The sequence below is a fragment of the Rhodococcus sp. AZ1 genome (assembly GCF_054979605.1).
In genome coordinates this window covers 151,060-166,624 of the sequence record NZ_JBUEQF010000009.1, presented here as the reverse complement: position 1 = coordinate 166,624, position 15,565 = coordinate 151,060, and the positions used below count along the sequence as shown (strand labels likewise).

At 63.3% G+C, this 15,565-nt stretch carries 11 protein-coding genes, 2 pseudogenes and 1 other annotated feature; of the genes and pseudogenes, 3 read left to right on the top strand and 10 right to left on the bottom strand.

From position 1 onward, the window contains the following. Positions 1-363: 363 nt before the first annotated feature. The gene (locus ACY48E_RS13100) at positions 364-1,140 is read left to right on the top strand and encodes an AAC(3) family N-acetyltransferase (RefSeq protein WP_462872633.1); all 777 of its coding nucleotides are present in this window, start codon (positions 364-366) and stop codon (positions 1,138-1,140) included. A gap of 460 nt (positions 1,141-1,600) precedes the next feature. Here ACY48E_RS13100 and ACY48E_RS13095 read toward each other — a convergent pair whose 3' ends face one another. The 6 genes and pseudogenes from ACY48E_RS13095 to ACY48E_RS13070 form a co-directional block, all read right to left on the bottom strand. Beyond that, positions 1,601-2,812, bottom strand: a complete 1,212-nt coding sequence (locus ACY48E_RS13095) for an MFS transporter (RefSeq protein ID WP_462872632.1) — start codon at positions 2,810-2,812, stop codon at positions 1,601-1,603. Continuing rightward, a complete protein-coding gene (locus ACY48E_RS13090) occupies positions 2,809-3,276 on the bottom strand; it encodes a JmjC domain-containing protein (protein WP_462872631.1) in 468 nt (155 codons plus the stop codon). Before ACY48E_RS13090 ends, ACY48E_RS13095 begins: the two co-directional genes overlap by 4 nt. Then, on the bottom strand, positions 3,206-3,715 hold the full coding sequence (locus ACY48E_RS13085; RefSeq protein WP_462872630.1) for a hypothetical protein: 510 nt from the start codon (positions 3,713-3,715) through the stop codon (positions 3,206-3,208). Before ACY48E_RS13085 ends, ACY48E_RS13090 begins: the two co-directional genes overlap by 71 nt. Further along, on the bottom strand, positions 3,712-4,752 hold the full coding sequence (locus tag ACY48E_RS13080; RefSeq protein ID WP_462872629.1) for an ATP-grasp domain-containing protein: 1,041 nt from the start codon (positions 4,750-4,752) through the stop codon (positions 3,712-3,714). Before ACY48E_RS13080 ends, ACY48E_RS13085 begins: the two co-directional genes overlap by 4 nt. A 281-nt stretch (positions 4,753-5,033) precedes the next feature. Next, a complete protein-coding gene (locus ACY48E_RS13075; RefSeq protein ID WP_462872628.1) occupies positions 5,034-6,188 on the bottom strand; it encodes a cupin domain-containing protein in 1,155 nt (384 codons plus the stop codon). A gap of 211 nt (positions 6,189-6,399) precedes the next feature. After that, positions 6,400-6,617, bottom strand: a pseudogene (locus tag ACY48E_RS13070) (integrase core domain-containing protein); the annotation flags it as partial. A 60-nt stretch (positions 6,618-6,677) separates the two neighbouring features. On the opposite strand from ACY48E_RS13070, the gene ACY48E_RS13065 reads away from it, so the two are divergent. Then, positions 6,678-8,069: an IS30 family transposase gene (locus tag ACY48E_RS13065; RefSeq protein WP_462872627.1), complete on the top strand. Its 1,392-nt coding sequence runs from the start codon at positions 6,678-6,680 to the stop codon at positions 8,067-8,069. A gap of 7 nt (positions 8,070-8,076) precedes the next feature. Here the strand turns inward: ACY48E_RS13065 and ACY48E_RS13060 are convergent. After that, positions 8,077-8,980 (bottom strand): annotated as a pseudogene (locus tag ACY48E_RS13060) (IS3 family transposase); the annotation flags it as partial. Further along, positions 8,620-8,750, bottom strand: a sequence feature (AL1L pseudoknot). Its footprint overlaps the pseudogene before it by 131 nt. Positions 8,981-9,154: 174 nt before the next feature. On the opposite strand from ACY48E_RS13060, the gene ACY48E_RS13055 reads away from it, so the two are divergent. Then, a complete protein-coding gene (locus ACY48E_RS13055; protein WP_462872626.1) occupies positions 9,155-9,670 on the top strand; it encodes a hypothetical protein in 516 nt (171 codons plus the stop codon). Here ACY48E_RS13055 and ACY48E_RS13050 read toward each other — a convergent pair. Genes ACY48E_RS13050 through ACY48E_RS13040 form a run of 3 tightly spaced genes read right to left on the bottom strand, consistent with a single transcriptional unit; the run spans position 9,661 to position 15,565 of the window. Further along, positions 9,661-10,617: an LLM class flavin-dependent oxidoreductase gene (locus ACY48E_RS13050; protein WP_462872625.1), complete on the bottom strand. Its 957-nt coding sequence runs from the start codon at positions 10,615-10,617 to the stop codon at positions 9,661-9,663. The genes ACY48E_RS13055 and ACY48E_RS13050 overlap by 10 nt on opposite strands. 44 nt (positions 10,618-10,661) lie before the next feature. Then, complete coding sequence (locus ACY48E_RS13045) at positions 10,662-12,482, bottom strand: ABC transporter ATP-binding protein (RefSeq protein WP_462872624.1); 1,821 nt, start codon at positions 12,480-12,482, stop codon at positions 10,662-10,664. Further along, positions 12,479-15,565 carry a thiopeptide-type bacteriocin biosynthesis protein gene (locus ACY48E_RS13040; protein WP_462872623.1) on the bottom strand — a complete coding sequence of 1,029 codons (3,087 nt, stop codon included), beginning with the start codon at positions 15,563-15,565 and terminating at the stop codon, positions 12,479-12,481. The genes ACY48E_RS13045 and ACY48E_RS13040 overlap by 4 nt, the downstream gene beginning before the upstream one ends.

Here is a 15,565-nt window from a genome sequence, read left to right as displayed (position 1 = left end):
CAAACGCGGACCACTAGGGCGTGTCTCCAAATAGCTTGATCCAGCAGATACAGGCCTGCAGCACAGTCGCTGCGCGGTAGGTGATGGCGAGTTTGTCGTCGAGGGTGGCCAACCCTCGCCATTGCTTGGTCATGCAGAACGAGCGCTCGACGACGTTGCGGTTGGGTTCCGACTCGACGTGCGTTCAGCGGGTTGCAGAGAAAGTTGATCCCAGAAGTGAGCGTTGCCTGATCGGCAAGAATCGCATCGACGAGGGCAACCCAGAAGCAACGGTTAAAGTCGGCTCCTCTAAGAACTTCTTTGAACTTTTCGGGGTAAACGCGCTACGGAGCCGCGTCAAATCGTCTCAGGTACACTGGACGAATGCTTCGGACAGACCAACTGTTTCAGGAATTTCGCGAACTCGGAATAGTGCCTGGCGATTGCATAATTGTGCACTCGTCGTTATCCAGCTTGGGCAACGTGGAAAATGGGGCGAACGGGCTTTTGGGCGCACTCCTGACCGCAGTCGGCCCAGACGGAACCATAGTCGTGCCCACGTACACCGGATCGGTGGTAACGGACCCCTTTCCAGGAATCTGTGGGTCGCCACGCACCGAGATCCAGCTGGCCCGTGACCGTATTCCGCTCTTCGACGACCTTATGCCGACCGGAATGGGTGCGCTGCCATCAGCAGTCCTCGCTCACCCAGCACGATATCGCAGCAAACATCCACAGGCATCGGTTGCTGCGGTAGGAGAAATGGCATCTGAGGTTACGACCAAGCAAACACTTTCGTTCGCGCTGGGCATAGATTCTCCGTTTCAAACCCTCTACGACATGGGAGCACGGATTCTTCTGATTGGCGTAGTACACAATCGAAACTCATTTCTGCATCACGCAGAGTCTCACGTTTCGGCCCGACGCATCAAGATGCGTCGCTTCCCCTACCTTGTTGACAATGAACGAGTTTGGGTCGAAACGCCCGACGGCGCGGACGACAATGACACATTCTTCCCACTGGTGGGAGACGAGTTCGACCTGATGGGGAAGACGCGTATCGGCAAGATCGGATTAGCCGAGTGCAGACTCTTGCCTGCGCGCGCGTTGACGGATTATGCAGTTGAACGGCTGGAGCAACTTCTTTCAGGTCAAGGGTAGCTCTCGGTCTCACCCTGTTTCGCACGAGATCCGTCAGCTGCTGAGCTTCGTTCCCCTAGTCACGAGGCCCGCTGCCAAACTGATCAATCCAGCCAGAATGAATCCCCAGTAGATCTCATCGACCTGCACGAATCCCGCAATTGCTAGGCCCAGGGATGCCAAAGCGATTTTAATTCCCGCCATAGTGGGGAACACCGAAAATCGAAGGTCTTCGGGCGATGCTTCTCTCCTTACAGCGAATGCACATGATCAGCGAGCCGCTCCCGACACATCCTCGCCGGACGATGGTAGGTCCCCTCGTCGAACTTCGTCGGTGCAGCCATACCGGCATTCTCATGGTGCGATCATTGTCGCCTCCAGACTCAGGATGGTTCACCCCGCGATCGCGCAGCGCATGGCCGCGGCAAGTAGGCGCTGGCCGCTACGTAGTTTGCTGACCGTGGTCTGCGCAGCTGGCACTTTACTGGTTGGATGATCGAGGAGCGACTAGGCAGGCCGCGGCGGCAGCGCAGGTCATGCCGAGAATGATCGCTCGGAAGGGTGCGGCGGCGGCGAGTCCGGAACCGATTGCGATGAACAAGGTTTGGGGGAGCATCATGAGCATGTTGGCCGCGGCCATCACCCGCCCGCGCCTCTCTGGTGGGGCGGCGTCCTGAAGGTAGGTCATGACGCCGACCGATAGCAGCGCGAACGCCCCACCGAGCGCGACGCAGGCGAACGCGACTACCGGTGTGGAAGGGACCGCGAACAAAATTGTGGACACTGCGCAACCCGCGGCGGCTATCTTCATCGCCCCGAGTGGGCCTAGTCGTCCGACGACGCGACCGGTGAGCGCGCCCAGGACAGCGGCCCCGATGCCTTGGGTGACCAGCAGGACGCTGACGAACGCGGCGGGTTTGTCCAGTCCGAGGGTGACGACCTGGAAGATGATTGGTTCGAACACACCGATGGCCGCGTACAGGATGGCCAGTGCGAGTGAGGTGCGAAGCATCGTGCCGGTGGTGAGCAGGAATCGCAGGCCCGCAAGGGATTCGGTGAAGATGTTCGGGCTGGGCGGGGCAAGGCGCTCGGGTTCGGGTAGGAACCACAACAATGTCGCCGAGAGAGCGAAGCTGGCGATGTCGATGAGGATGACGGCAGTGGCCCCGTGCCAGGCGTACAGGCCCGCACCGATAAGCGGGCCGATGATCGTCATGACCTGGCCGCTGCTGACGATGATGGCGTTTGCGCGTGGGCGGACTGGTGGCGGCAGTATGTCGGCGAGCAGGGCGCCGCGGGCGGCATTGAACAGCGCGCCGCCTGCGCCGTAGCAGACGGTGACCGCGAACACGATCCACACCTGGCTCGCCGAGTGCACCAGCAGTAGAGGCAGCAGGTAGAGGGCGCCGGCGGCTTGAGCAGTGATGCTGACGGTGCGGCGGGAGAACCGGTCGCACAGCCATCCGGTCAGCGGGGCGGCCAGGACAGGGAGTCCGTAGGCGAAGAACACCAGCCCGGCAAGCGCAGAGCTGCCGGTGAGCTCCTTGACCCAGATGCCGAGCACCAGCGCGAGCACGCGGTCGCCGAACAGCGACACCAGCTGACTGCTCAGCAGCAGCCGGAACTCCACAAGCCGCCACGGCGACAGTGTCTGCGCTGCAGAGGATTTGTTGTTCCCATCGAGTGCGTTCATGTAGTTGTTCGCCAGTCGGAGACTGTCAGCAGGGCCTGGTCGGGGTCGACGTTGTCGCGCAGCGCGGACAGGCGGGAATCGGCTGTGCGGCTCGCCATCCTCTGCATAAGGCGCGCGAGGAGCGTCGCGTCCTCGTCGTCGGTGGACGGTAGCCCAATGTCGGTGAGTGCCTGGTCGATGGCCAAGTCGAAGTGGCGCTTCACCGAGATGGTGTCAAGCCGGTTCACGCCGAGGGTCAGGTGTAGGGAATGGTCGTGGTCACCGGCCGCGGCGCGGTGCGCGGCACCGCGGGGCAGGTACATAAATTCCCCGGCGGTCATGGTGTGCGGGTGCAGCGACTGTTCGGGCGAGTCAGCGGCGCCTTCGGTCCATCCGCTGGCAGGGGTGGCTTGTTCAGTTTCCCAAATCTTGGTGCCCTCGGTCTGTAGGATCAGCAGGTCCTGGCAGTCGCGGTGCAGTGGCAACGCTTGTCCGCCCGGGGGGGGTGAGGAAGGCGCCTGCTTCCACGTATGCGCCGTCGAAGGACCGGCTGACCTGGTGACACAGCCGTGCGACGGGCGGATACCACTCCTCCAGGCGGTTCAGCACGATCGTGGCGCCCTGCCGGTACAGCTTGGCGGCGCGGGCGGGATCGATGAAGCCTGGGACGGGAGTCGCGCCGGCATCGCGGGCTCGAATGTAGCTGCTGGCCGGGATCGCCGAGCCGGTGCGGCTGAGTTTGATGTAGGGGAATCGGACAGCGCTGCAGAGTAGGATTTGCTCGATATCGCGGATGGTGAGCAAACTGGCAATCCGCGGATCGGCGATGGATCCGTTGGTACGTCTCTGCTGCCAGTGCTTCGATCGGAATGCGTCGGGGTCGGCGACGATCGCCGCGAGACCACAGTCGAGTGTGTCGGTCATGGTGCGCTCCTGGGCGGGCAGAGGGTACGTCGGGTGGTCACGCGTTCCATTATCGCCCTAACGATTCGCATACTTACGGATTGTCGGTCGGCGCGCGCCTCGTACCACATCCAGTTAAAAACGGGGTTGACTTCCAGGAACACGGCCTGGTCTTCGTCGAGGAAGGCGTCGATGGCGCACAGATCGAGCCCGCAGGCCGAGGCCAGCGCGAGGAACTTATCCCGCTGGTGGGCCGGCAAATTGTAGGGAGTCACACGCACGCTGGCGGGCGCGCGCCAGCGGTCGCTGCTGTTGGCGTGCGAGACGAGAAAGGTGACGACGGTGTCGTCAACGACATACACGCGGACCTCTATGCTTGAGCGGACGCAGGCTTGCGCAACGACCGGAGCCAGCTGTCGCGGCAATGCGCGGTCGACGAGATCGAGGGCCACTGGACTGACAGTATAGATTGTTCCCGGGTCAGGCTCGACATCGTGTGTCGACACGGTTTTGAGGATCGTCGAACCTCGCATGGAATCGAGTGTGTTCGTAATGCGGGTCGCTGGGACTTCGAATCCACAACGCTGAGCGGTTAGCAACTGCGTGAGGGTATCGATGCTCTCCGGTGTGGCGCCAGAGTTCAGTATCTTGCCCTCGAAAGCGGTACGCAGGACATCAACGAAGGCTCGCCATTCATTTCGCGCGAATTCACGAGTAATCGCGCCGCCAACGCCGCCGACGGCTGCCGGGGTGAAGTACCGCAGGAACACAACGTGAGGGTCGATTGGCCGACCGTCAAGCAAGACCTCGACTTTCGTGCCGGTAAGGCCGACCTCCAGCGCGGGGGGATAGTCGATCTCGATACGATGGGCCGCGATACCGACTGCACGCAGAGCCCTTACGAGGAACACTGCCTCACGATCGGCGGCGCGAGTCAGGATCAGGACGTCGACCTGCTCCTGGATCGGCTCGGCAGAAGCTTCCCGTGTTAGGGCGGTCGCCGGGGAGCGTGGGGTGAGTTCCTGGTCAAGCAGGCGTAGATCGTGGGACGCATTCATGGGTTTTGCCTGGACGGAAAGAAGGCGGGGTGAGACTGGTAAGGCCACACCCCGCCGTCCTCATCCCAGGTGATTAGAAGCCGAACTTCGGCTCCGGACCCAGGAAGTCCTCGAGGGCCAGGAATTCGTCTAGAATTCCGAGAACGACCTTGTCTGACTGAACGGACATTGCATTTCCTTTCATTTGGGTTATCCCTTGGGTGGAGATTGAGGCCGATGAGACGACGATGTCCTCTCGTCTGACTACTCTGGTAGGGCGCTTTCTGGCCAGTCCGGACCAATTAGTTTGCGCCGGAAAAAAGTGGCCGCAACACAACGTTTCCGGTGATGTTTGACAGTTCCGGGTGATTGCCGATCGGGGTCGTTCCGGACAAGATATCCCGGAGGTGGTTGCGCGACTCGGGCCGGATGTGCGGGAGGTGACCCGCACCAGAGAGCTCGACCACCAGCCGGCTTGCGGCCTCGGCCGGGGTTTCGGTCGCGAACTCCTGGCCGAGGTGGGTCAGAATGTCTGGCGAGCGGGGCAGGTTCAGTATCAACGCGAGGAAGAACTGCTGCTCGGGAGAGTCAACCTTCGGCAGTAGCAGCCGGGTTGTCAACCGGCGCAGTTCTTCTCGCGAAACGGCGGCCAAGTCGTCGGCGAACTCCGGATGCAGATCCATTGCGCGGGCGAGGGAGCGTTCGTACAGATCCTTGTCGCGCACCACGGCTGGCATCTTCAAGTAATCTAGAGACTCGGCTACGCTCGGGCGTTTCGGCAACAGCGATTCTAAGCCTTGCCGCAATAGGTCCGGCGAACCGGACCGTGCCAGCACTTCGACCAGGCGGCGCTGCCGGGTACGCCGATCGCGGTCCAGGGAGGGATCCACTGCGACGCATGGGGGAAGATAATTCAGCTGCGTGCCGCTGTCGCGATCCTGGTGGGTGCGAATCACCATGGTGATGGTCGGCTGCGAGACGTGGAAGTTGGCGTGGATGAAGCGGGGGCCAGCGTGGATGCGCCGCACAGCGCCCTCTTCGAGAATCTCCGAGCCGCGGAGCCGCAGCTCGCCGAACAAGAGCTCCTCTTGTACCGCGACGCGGGGATCGAACTCGTACTCAACGTGGACGCTGCGGCCGCGCAGGACCGCGAAAGCGCCGCTGAAGGAGTGCTGGTGGATGCTCGTGGAGCCGCCCAGCCACACCAGAACCTCGACGCGGAAGCGATCGTTGGAGAATACCCGCAGGTCGAAGTCGGAGAATCTATATGAAAGATCAAGGTGTTGGTTATGGTTGATAAGCAGATCGCTAAGCTCCATTGCGGGCGCCTGAGCAGCGGCTGCCTCGGCGATCACTGGGAAGACCTCAGGGTCATAGTTGCTTCGCTTCCAGGCGCTATCGATCTGGACGCCCATCGACGAGAAGGCGCTAGTTTTCGCGCTTGCGGCGACTTCCACAATGACCTCCCAGCGGACAGTTTAGCTTTGGTTAACAAGCACTTTCAGCTCTGTCAACGGCAGGATCGAACGCAGCACCGCAGATCATGCAAAGGGACTGTGATCCGTCCCGGCGTTTCCGGAGGGCTCATTGCGTGAGTGCCTCCTCCGGGTTGAGGGTGCGCGTGCAATCGTAGTGGAGTTGCTCGGCGTGGTCGGGGGTGAGGTCATGGCAGTAGCTGTGGGGGCGTTCGCGGTTGTAGAACGCGACCCACTGTGCGGTGGCCAACGACAATTCCGCGACTCCGGGGTACCGAGGGCCGTTGTCGACGAGCTCGTTCTTGTAGTCGGCGTTCACCGATTCGGCGAGGGCATTGTCGTAGCTATCGCCGACCGTTCCGATCGACGCCGCGATGCCCTCCTGCGCCAAATGTTGCCCGAACGCGATCGCCGTGTACTGACCAGGTTCAACCGGTCGACGCACCACCCCAAGCGGCGGAGGGGTTTTCGATGGGACGAGCACCGGGATGGGCAGCGGCGCTGACGGGGCGCGCGGTGATGGTCTCGCCGGGACGACCGCCTGTGCGCCGGGATCTCGAGAGAGCGTTCTGGACCCAGATCGCGCGAGGGCTCACCAGTGAGGACGCGGCGGTCGCGGTCGGCGTGTCGGGTCCGGTGGGCTCGCGGTGGTTCCGCAATGCTGGCGGGATGCCGACCCTCGATCTGGCCCCGATGTCGGGGAGATATCTGTCGTTCTCCGAGCGCGAAGACATCGCTGTGATGCGAGCCGAGGGAATGAGCATGCGTGCGATCGCCGACAGGCTCGGGCGGTCACCATCGACGATCTCGCGGGAGGTCCGCCGCAACGCCGCCACCCGAAATGGAAAACTGGACTACCGTGCGTCGGTGGCGCAGTGGAAATCCGATCTCGCCGCCCGACGACCGAAAACCGCGAAACTGGTTGTCAACGAACGGCTCCGACGTTACGTCCAAGACAAGCTGTCCGGTGTGTTGTGTGACGACAACGGTGACGTCGTCGGCCCGGCCACCGCGTGGAAGGGCCGAAACAAGCCACGGCGAGCGGATCGAAGATGGGCGAACGCGTGGAGTCCGGAGCAGATTTCGAACCGGTTGCATGTTGACTTTCCCGACGACGACTCGATGCGCATCTCGCACGAAGCGATTTACCAAGCGCTCTACATCGAGGGCCGAGGCGCGCTCGAACGGGACCTTGTCGCGTGTCTACGGACCGGGCGGGCGTTACGGAAACCGCGAGCACGGGCGAAGAAGCTGCGCACCGGTTTCATCACCGACGAGGTGACACTGGCTGCGCGCCCCGAGGAGGTCAACGACCGCACTATTCCCGGGCACTGGGAGGGCGATCTGATCATCGGGCTCAATCGGTCTGCGGTCGGCACCCTGGTCGACCGAACGAGCAGGTTCACCATACTGCTGCATCTACCGCGAAAGGACGGATACGGAGCGGCGCAGCCGATCAAGAACGGGCCGGCGCTCTCCGGCTACGGATCGGAGTCGGTCCGCGATGCACTCGCGGCCGTGCTGTCGCCGCTCCCGGCACATCTGCGCAGGTCAGTGACGTGGGATCGCGGGAAGGAACTCGCCCGGCATGCCGAGCTGACCGCGGCGACGGGAACCAGGGTGTACTTCTGCGACCCGTACAGCCCCTGGCAACGCGGTACGAACGAGAACACCAATGGATTGCTTCGGCAGTACTTCCCGAAAGGAACCGATCTCGCTCGCTACGAGTATCGGCAGATTCAGGCGGTTGCCACCGCACTGAACAACCGGCCTCGCAAAGCGCTCGGATGGAGAACGCCAGCGGAAGTGCTTGCAGAGCAGCTAGAGTCGGCACCACGACGCGGTGTTGCGACGACAGGTTGAATCCGCCCTGCGATCCAGCATCGGAGTGGTGTACCAATCCTGTTGCAGTGAAGGCGAAGTCGTGTCTGCGACGGGTGAACAGGGCCTGCTCGAGCACACCAGAAACCAACGGTGTGGCCTTGGTCGTCATCACTCGCCAGCCGAGGATCCGCCGGGAGTACACGTCGACGACGAACGCGGTGTAGACGGACCCCGACAACGTCCAGCAGTAGGTGAAGTCAGCGACCCACCACTGATCCGGGCGGGTCGGAGCATTCCACTGCCGGTCGATCAGATCCGGGTGCCGCGGCACCCGATCATCGCGCTGCGTGGTGACTGTGCGGCGCTTGCCGCGCACCACGCCGGCTGCGCCGCAGATCGCCATGAGCCGCCCGACCTGGTCACGCCCGACGTCGTGACCAGCGCGTTACATCGCATGCCACATCTTTCGGACCCCATAGAGGCCCCGGTTGGCCGTGTACAGGTCGTGCACGGTGTTCGCGGCGTAGGCCTCGCACAGCGCCGCCGCCGAAACGCGGCCGCGGTTCTTGACGGCGTAACAGGTGGACTCCGGCGATCTGCACCTCGTGCTCGGTGAGCACCCGGCAGATCGGGTCGACCCCGAACTCTTCCCGGTGAGCGTCGATGTACTCGACGATCACCGGGAGTCGGCGGTCGACCTCCGCCGCGGCGAAAAACGCCGACGCAGTCTTCACAATCTGATTGGCCCTGCGTAACTCGGCGTTCTCCCGACGCAACCTCGCCGCCTCGCCCGCCACATCGGGATCAGGCTCGACATCACCGGCCGAGCCGACTGGAACGCCCTTGTCGACCCAGTTCCGCAACGTCGCGGGATTGATATCGAGCAACGCCCCGACATGCTTGCGGGCACCGAGTTTCGAATCACCCTCGGCGAGGCGGTCGCGGTACATGCCCACCGCCCGCTATCGCGACGTCTCGTCGTACTTCCGTGGTGCAGCCATACCGGCATTCTCCTGGCGAGATCACGGTCTCCACCAGATCCAGGACGGTTCATTCAGAGCGTCGACGAAGGCTCATGCTCGTTGTCAGTATGTGGGCGGGGAATGCGTTGTTAGCATGGTGGTGTGGCTGAAGCTCTCAAGTATTCGGTGGTAGACGGTCAGAACCGCAGCATTGGCGTGCGCGTGGCCGATGGCCAGATTGGTGCGGCGGCAGCGGCTGATGCTGGCGCGGTGGTGCGTCGGGTCGCGGGTGATCGTATGCGATCGGGGGTACCGATTGGTACGCGTGAGGCCGGCGAGCTGGAGCTGACGGTCAATGGAGATGTGGTGCCACTGTCGGCGGGCAAAGGCCGATTGTCGCGGCGGTCATTTCGGGTGGCGTTTGAGTACTGCGGCGCAGATTATGTGTTCGGTCCAGTGACTGATGATGAGAGTGCGTTGTCACGCGGCGGGGCGGAGTTGGCCAGGTACTTCATCAATGCCGACGATCAGGTCGAGTTCTTTGACGATGGTGCGCAGACGCCTACGGCTACGGAGTCGGCGGTGGGCGTGACGCTTGCGGCGGCGTTTGGCTGCGGTGCGATGCACGGGTTTGGTGCATTCGTGGAGGCGTTGGTCAATGGGGCTGGTCAGACGTAGGGCGTGCTTTGTGTGGTCGCTGTGGTGTGGGTGAGCGCAGCGTGGATGCGCAGAGCTTCAGCCAGTGTGTCGGCGAAGCCGTGGGTGGCCAGACGCCCTGCGGTGTTGATGACGAGTTCGATGTCGACGCCATCGGCGCTTAGGTGCCCGTATGCGGCCAGTATGTCTGCGGCGACGTTGTTGGGTGTCCCGACGTGGACTAGCCCGGCCGCTCGAACTGCGCGGATGGATGAATACGGCTGCGTAGGTGCGACGTCGAGACCAGCGTTGACAAGCATCGCGCTGTAGTGGGGCGAGGCAAGGTGCGCACCGACGGAGTCGAGGATTAGCCTGTCGGGGTCAACCGCGATGCCGCAGCTGGAGTCGAACGCGTAGACGATGATGACGAGTCGCGGTGGAGCGGCGCGTCCAGCGGCGCCGGCCAGTAGCGCTGGTGCGAGCACCTCGGCGAGATAGTGGGGTGGGCAGAGCACAGTGATCGCGGCGTCGGCGCATTTGCCGGCGACACGTGCCATGTGTGTGCGCATTACCCCGAAACCCAGCGTGTAGGGCCGCGTGTCGGCAGAGTAGAGGTACTCATATTCGGTATGCACTGCGCGGGCGAAGTCGCGCACCGCGTCTGCGCCGCGTGGTGCTGGCCCGGTGTGGCCTGCGATGGTGTGCCAGTGCGCGATGAGGTCGGGGTGGCCGTGGCCGATGCCGATGATCGGTGGTTCGGCCGAGAGCGCGCTCAGCGAGTGCGCGTGCGCCGCGACCGCGGTGGGTGTGTCGGCGGGGTACACCGATACTGCTGTGCCGAAGCTGAGGTGGGGATGGCGGGCGGAAAGGTAAGAAAATGCCTGCCAGTGACTGATTCGGAAGGAATGCCCACTCCATAGCCGCCCGCGGTAGCCCGTTGCGGCGAGAGCGTCACTGATGCCGTCGAGATCTGTTCGTGTACTGGGCATCCCGGGAAGCATGACGGATGCGGTGATACTCACGCGGATTGGTCCTAGCGGTAGTTGCGGGCTTGTTGTTCAAACATGCGGGCGTAGTGTCCGCCGGCGTCGTGTGCGAGGGTGTCGTGGTCGCCGTGTTCGATGAGTTCGCCTCTGTCGAAGACCAGGATGTGCATGGCGCGCCGTACCGAGGAAAAGCGGTGCGAGACGAAGATTCGCGTTGCTGTGGCGAAGTTGGTGTCGAACTGGGCGAAGAACTGCTCTTCGGCGAGCGGGTCGAGGGCGGCGGTTGGCTCGTCGAGGATGACCAGGGGGGCGTGCGAGAATACGGCGCGGGCGAGGGCGAGTCGCTGCCATTGCCCGCCGGATAGTTGCTTTCCGCCCGAGAACCGGCGGCCCAGACGGTCGTCGAGGGTGATGCCGTGTCCGGGAGTCGCGATGTCGAATCCAGCGTCGCGTGCAGCGGCGTGTTGTGCGTCGCGCTCGTCGAGGCGTTCGATCGCGCCGAATCCGATGTTGTCAGAGACCGATAATTCGTAGCGCACGAAGTCTTGGAAGATGACCCCCAGCTGTTGATAGAGGGAGTGTCGGTCGTAGTCCTGGATGGGGACGTGGTCAATGAGGATTGTGCCTGCGGTGGGTTCGTAGAGCCGGGACAGGAGTTTGACGACGGTGGTTTTGCCCGATCCGTTAGCGCCGACGAAGGCTACGGATTGTCCCGCGGGAATGGTGAAGGAGACGTTGCGGAGGGCGTCGGCGTCGGTGTTGGGGTAGCGAAACGACACGTCGCGAAATTCGATGGTGGGTGCGGTGTGCGGAGCGTGCCGGGTGCCCTGGGGCAGGGTCGTTGGGGAGGTGTCGAGGAGGCGGAAGAGATTGGATACGAATAGGCCGCTTTCGAGCACCGTGGCGAAGCCAAAGAAGATGGCACCCATGGATGCCTGCACGATAGTGATGGCTTGCAGGTAGCCGGTGAGCTGTCCTACAGCATCCGCGGAGTTGGAGGCATTGAACAGTGCGGCAATGGCGGCGCCACCGGCGGCCAGGACGCTGATGAGCCCCAGGGCGGCGTAACGGCCCATGTGACGGCTGGTGGTGGCGGAGTCCTGGGCGAGGAACCGTTGGACCAGCGTCCTGTATCGGGCGCGGAAGGCGTCTGCGAGGCGGAATAGCCGCACCTCTTTGAAGCTCAGGTCTGTGGTGGTGAGCTGTTGGTAGTAGAGCTGCTCGCGCCGCTGCTCGGCGCGGGCGTACTCCAGGGCGAACATGTTCTGACCGAACTGTATTTGCGCGATCGCGCTGGGGATCGGGGAGAGTAGGACGATGATCCCGATCCACCAGTTCCAGGAGATGATCACTCCGGCAACTGATATGACGGTGATGGCTTCGCGGGCGACGTTGATGCTGTCGTCGAACAGTTGGTGGACGCGGGCACCGTTTGCTTCTTGGAAGGCGCGTTGCAGCTGGTCGTAGGTGTCGGCGTTCTCGAAGTCGGCCAGTTCGAAGCTCGCGCCCTTGTCCATGACCAAAGTGCTGATGGCGAACGACAGGCGTAGACGCAGTATCTGGTTGAGGTACTGGTTAGCTGAGCCGGCGAGGTGGGCAACGATGCTGACCGTGACTAGCGCGACCGCCCACCCCATCAGCGGCTGGGTGGAGTCCTGTGCACCGGTGGCCAACGCCGCGACCGTGCCTACTGCGCCGGCGATGACGGCCACTTGAATGGCGGGGACGATTCCGGTGATCACCGTTGTCGCCACCAGTAACAGAGTTCGGATCGGGCTGATGCGCCAGATGAGTACGACAATGCGCCACCACACCGCGGCGCGGTGCCGCGCGCTGGGTGAGGTGGCATCGGTGGTGGCGTCGATCATGCGTCGGGGCGACCTTTCAAGGTGCGGGTGAGGTGAGCGATGAGCGCATAGACACTGTTCTCCGCGTCTCGGTCGACACCGATGATGCGGTTGACGTGCATGTGGATAATGCTTCCGCGGATGTCGTCGGGGGGCGCGGTGGTGGGTTCCTGGGTCAGCGTGGCGTTGAGGTGCCGCGCGCTATCGACGAGATGCGCGCTGTGTTCGGTGAGCCAGTGGTGCAGGGCGGTGCCGGCGTTATCTGGTATGCGGTCCCAGGGCCGCAGCAGTTCGGCCAGTACGGGCCCGTGGCCACGCAAGAGTTGTCGTGTGTGGCTGGTCGGGGTGGTCTCGGTGGTGGGGTCGAATGCGAAGGCGGCCCCGTGTGCTCCGATCGCGTCGATGAGTGGCGCGGTACTGGCCAGGCAGGCCAGCCGCGTGGCGGTGTCGTGTCCGACTTCGGAGGCCAGGGTGGTGAGTGGGGTGCAGTTGAGTAGCGCGACCGCGAGGTAGCTGCTCGCAGCGAAGACCTTGACCGCGCCGGCCCAGGTCGCTTGCCCGCCGTAGCGGTGGTGCTCGGGGCGGAACGCAGGAGTATCCACGCAGGGTGATGGCGTGGTGCGCGCAAGGTGCGCACGGACTTCGCCGACCGCGTGGTCGCGTTGTGCGTCGTCAGGTAGGTGTAGGCGTATCCGCAGGTGATGGCCGCCGCTGTCGATGTAGCGAATGTAGAACCAGTGATCGACAATGCCACGCTCAACGAGGTCGGTAAGCGGCCCGTTGGCCAGCGCGTCAAGCAGCGAAGGGTGGTCCTGCGGGGGGCTGTAGATGTGCAGCGAACGCCATTGTTCGCCGATTGCGTCGATGTTGATCGACTGGGATTGCCGACACCCTTCCGTCACGGTGGGCAAGTGCAGAAGTGGCGTGGTCGGCCGGGGTGGGGTCGCTGTTACTGGGAGGACCAGTTCGTGTTTGTACCGGTGCCGATGGTTGCAGTTGGTCACTGTGGGTGATGTGGTGGTGTCGAGGTTCTCCTCGAGCCAGACCCACCCGGCCGGCTCTGCGGAGGACTTGTGCAGCCGCTCAGCGGCTTGCAAGAGCGCTGGGGCATCGTCGCGGCGCACAGTGAATCGTGAATCGGCCGACGCGACTGTCACGAAGTCACCGTGGAATTCGCCGGCAGTGGCGATCGCGTCAATCTGTTGCAGTCGCGCCCTCGGGTCGCGGCGGCGGTCGGTCACTGCGGAGGGGAGGGTGACTTGGCGGCGCCGCAGAATTGCGTCTCCGGCGGTCACTCGGGGGAGACGTCTTATCCCGGCGAGGTCAGTGGGCCACGAGAAGCCGGAGGGCTCGGCGTAGCCGTCGTGGGAGACCTCGAGCATGAACCGCGCAATATTCGGCGCGAGCAGCGGGTTGAGCATGTGGTTCTGGTGGACGAACAGTCGCCGGTCGTGAACACCAGACCACAGAAACAGTCGTGACCCCGTGGAGCCGACGTAGATGTCTGCGAGCTCGATCGCCGGCAGGGTGTGAGAGCCGTTGGTGTCGATGGGTATTTCGTACCTGCGGTGGTGTGGCGCGGCAACGATGTTGATGGCGCGGTCGGAGGTGGGTTGGTAGATGGCTTCTGCATGTAGCGCCTCGGCGTCGAGGTGACTCTCTTCGAGTCGGCAGTAGTCGATCAGTGCGTCGGCGAATGGCCTGGTGAGCAGGTGGGCGAAGCGGCCGGTGGATCGGCCGCCGTAGGCGATGGCGTCTTCACGAAAAATGGGCTTTTCGGCGGTGTCGAGTTCGAAAAACACATCGAGGTAGGGGTACCAGGCCAGCTCCTTCTCCCGGGGGTCTCGGCGCTCTGCCCAGTGGTCGAGCCAGCCGTCGAGCACATCGACGGTTCCCCCGTCGCCGCGGCCGGCAAGATCGGCGGCCGCCATCGTCCAGGGCGACGGGTCGGTGATGGGAGCGATGGGTCCGCTGTAAGGCGATTGGCGCAGCGGGTGGAGGTAGGACTCGGGGGGACCCAGTCCGCCGCTGTGTTCGCTCAGGAGCTGCACTATGGGGACGAGGCTATTGGCGCCGTAGCGATCGTCGAAGGCGTCGCGATAGCGGCGCAGAATTTCGTTGTGGCCTGGGCGGAGCGTAGCGATGGTGAGCAAGATGTCGCTGGCCGTGGCGACCCGGCGGGCCGCACTCGCAGACAAGGTTGCATCGGTGGTCGCGAGAGTGCAGTCGGCGTAGACCGCTACCTGCGGTGTGTTCGTGGTGGGCGTGTTGTCGCGGATGACGCGTACGTGCGCGCGGATCGTGCTCAACACCTCGGGCAGGTCAGTCGTTTCATCGATGCTGTAGGTGCGCATTTCGGCCTCAGCGTGATGGTGAGGGGTCAGTGCCGTGGCCAGGGTGTCCAGGCGTTGTCTCGGTGTAGGAACTTCACGCAGGAGCATGCCCTGGGTGATGAGGCTGTTGACGAACGTCGCAGCGTCGCTGCGAGTGGTCGAGAACTTCTCGGCGATGTGTGCAATGACCTGGTCGAGGGGGGCTGGTATCCGACAATGGTCAACGATGCTGCGCACAGCCGGGGTGGCGGCCACCCGAATAGTTTCGGACTTACGAGACGGGGTCGGTCCGGGACGCTGAAAGTATGCCGCTGCCGCAGTCCACGCCACCGTCGGATTGGCATACACCGTGTCCGTACCTGCGGCGGCGTCTCGGGATTGGGCGAGTGTGTAGAGCAACTGCGGATCTGGTGCAACAGACACCCGATCAATGACGTGGTCATCGAGCATGATCGATGAGCTCGTATCGTTGTCTCGCGAGACCGATCCAAGGGCAATTCCTGCGGTGAGCCCGAACGGGGTCGCTCGGGTCACGACGCGAGAGGCGTAGCGACGTACCGTGTCACCGAGCCTGCGATCCTGGTGAGCTGTAGTGCTGTGCGTGGTCGCCGCGTCGATGGAGGTGCTGGCGATCATGAGCGCGGTGTGTGCCAGGGGTGTATTGCGCAGGATCGTCAGTGGATCATTACTGTCGGAGATCGCGTGCGCCTGTCCGACGGAGATTGTTGACGCGCGTAGGAGAAAGATGCGCCCGGGCGTGTAGCAGCCCAT

Coding starts and splice junctions, on each gene's coding strand:
- ACY48E_RS13100 (WP_462872633.1), top strand. CDS start 364: ATGCTTCGGACAGACCAACTGTTTCAGGAATTTCGCGAACTCGGAATA.
- ACY48E_RS13040 (WP_462872623.1), bottom strand. CDS start 15,565: ATGGGCTGCTACACGCCCGGGCGCATCTTTCTCCTACGCGCGTCAACA.
- ACY48E_RS13045 (WP_462872624.1), bottom strand. CDS start 12,482: ATGATCGACGCCACCACCGATGCCACCTCACCCAGCGCGCGGCACCGC.
- ACY48E_RS13095 (WP_462872632.1), bottom strand. CDS start 2,812: ATGAACGCACTCGATGGGAACAACAAATCCTCTGCAGCGCAGACACTG.
- ACY48E_RS13080 (WP_462872629.1), bottom strand. CDS start 4,752: ATGAATGCGTCCCACGATCTACGCCTGCTTGACCAGGAACTCACCCCA.
- ACY48E_RS13050 (WP_462872625.1), bottom strand. CDS start 10,617: ATGCCCAGTACACGAACAGATCTCGACGGCATCAGTGACGCTCTCGCC.
- ACY48E_RS13085 (WP_462872630.1), bottom strand. CDS start 3,715: ATGACCGACACACTCGACTGTGGTCTCGCGGCGATCGTCGCCGACCCC.
- ACY48E_RS13065 (WP_462872627.1), top strand. CDS start 6,678: ATGGGACGAGCACCGGGATGGGCAGCGGCGCTGACGGGGCGCGCGGTG.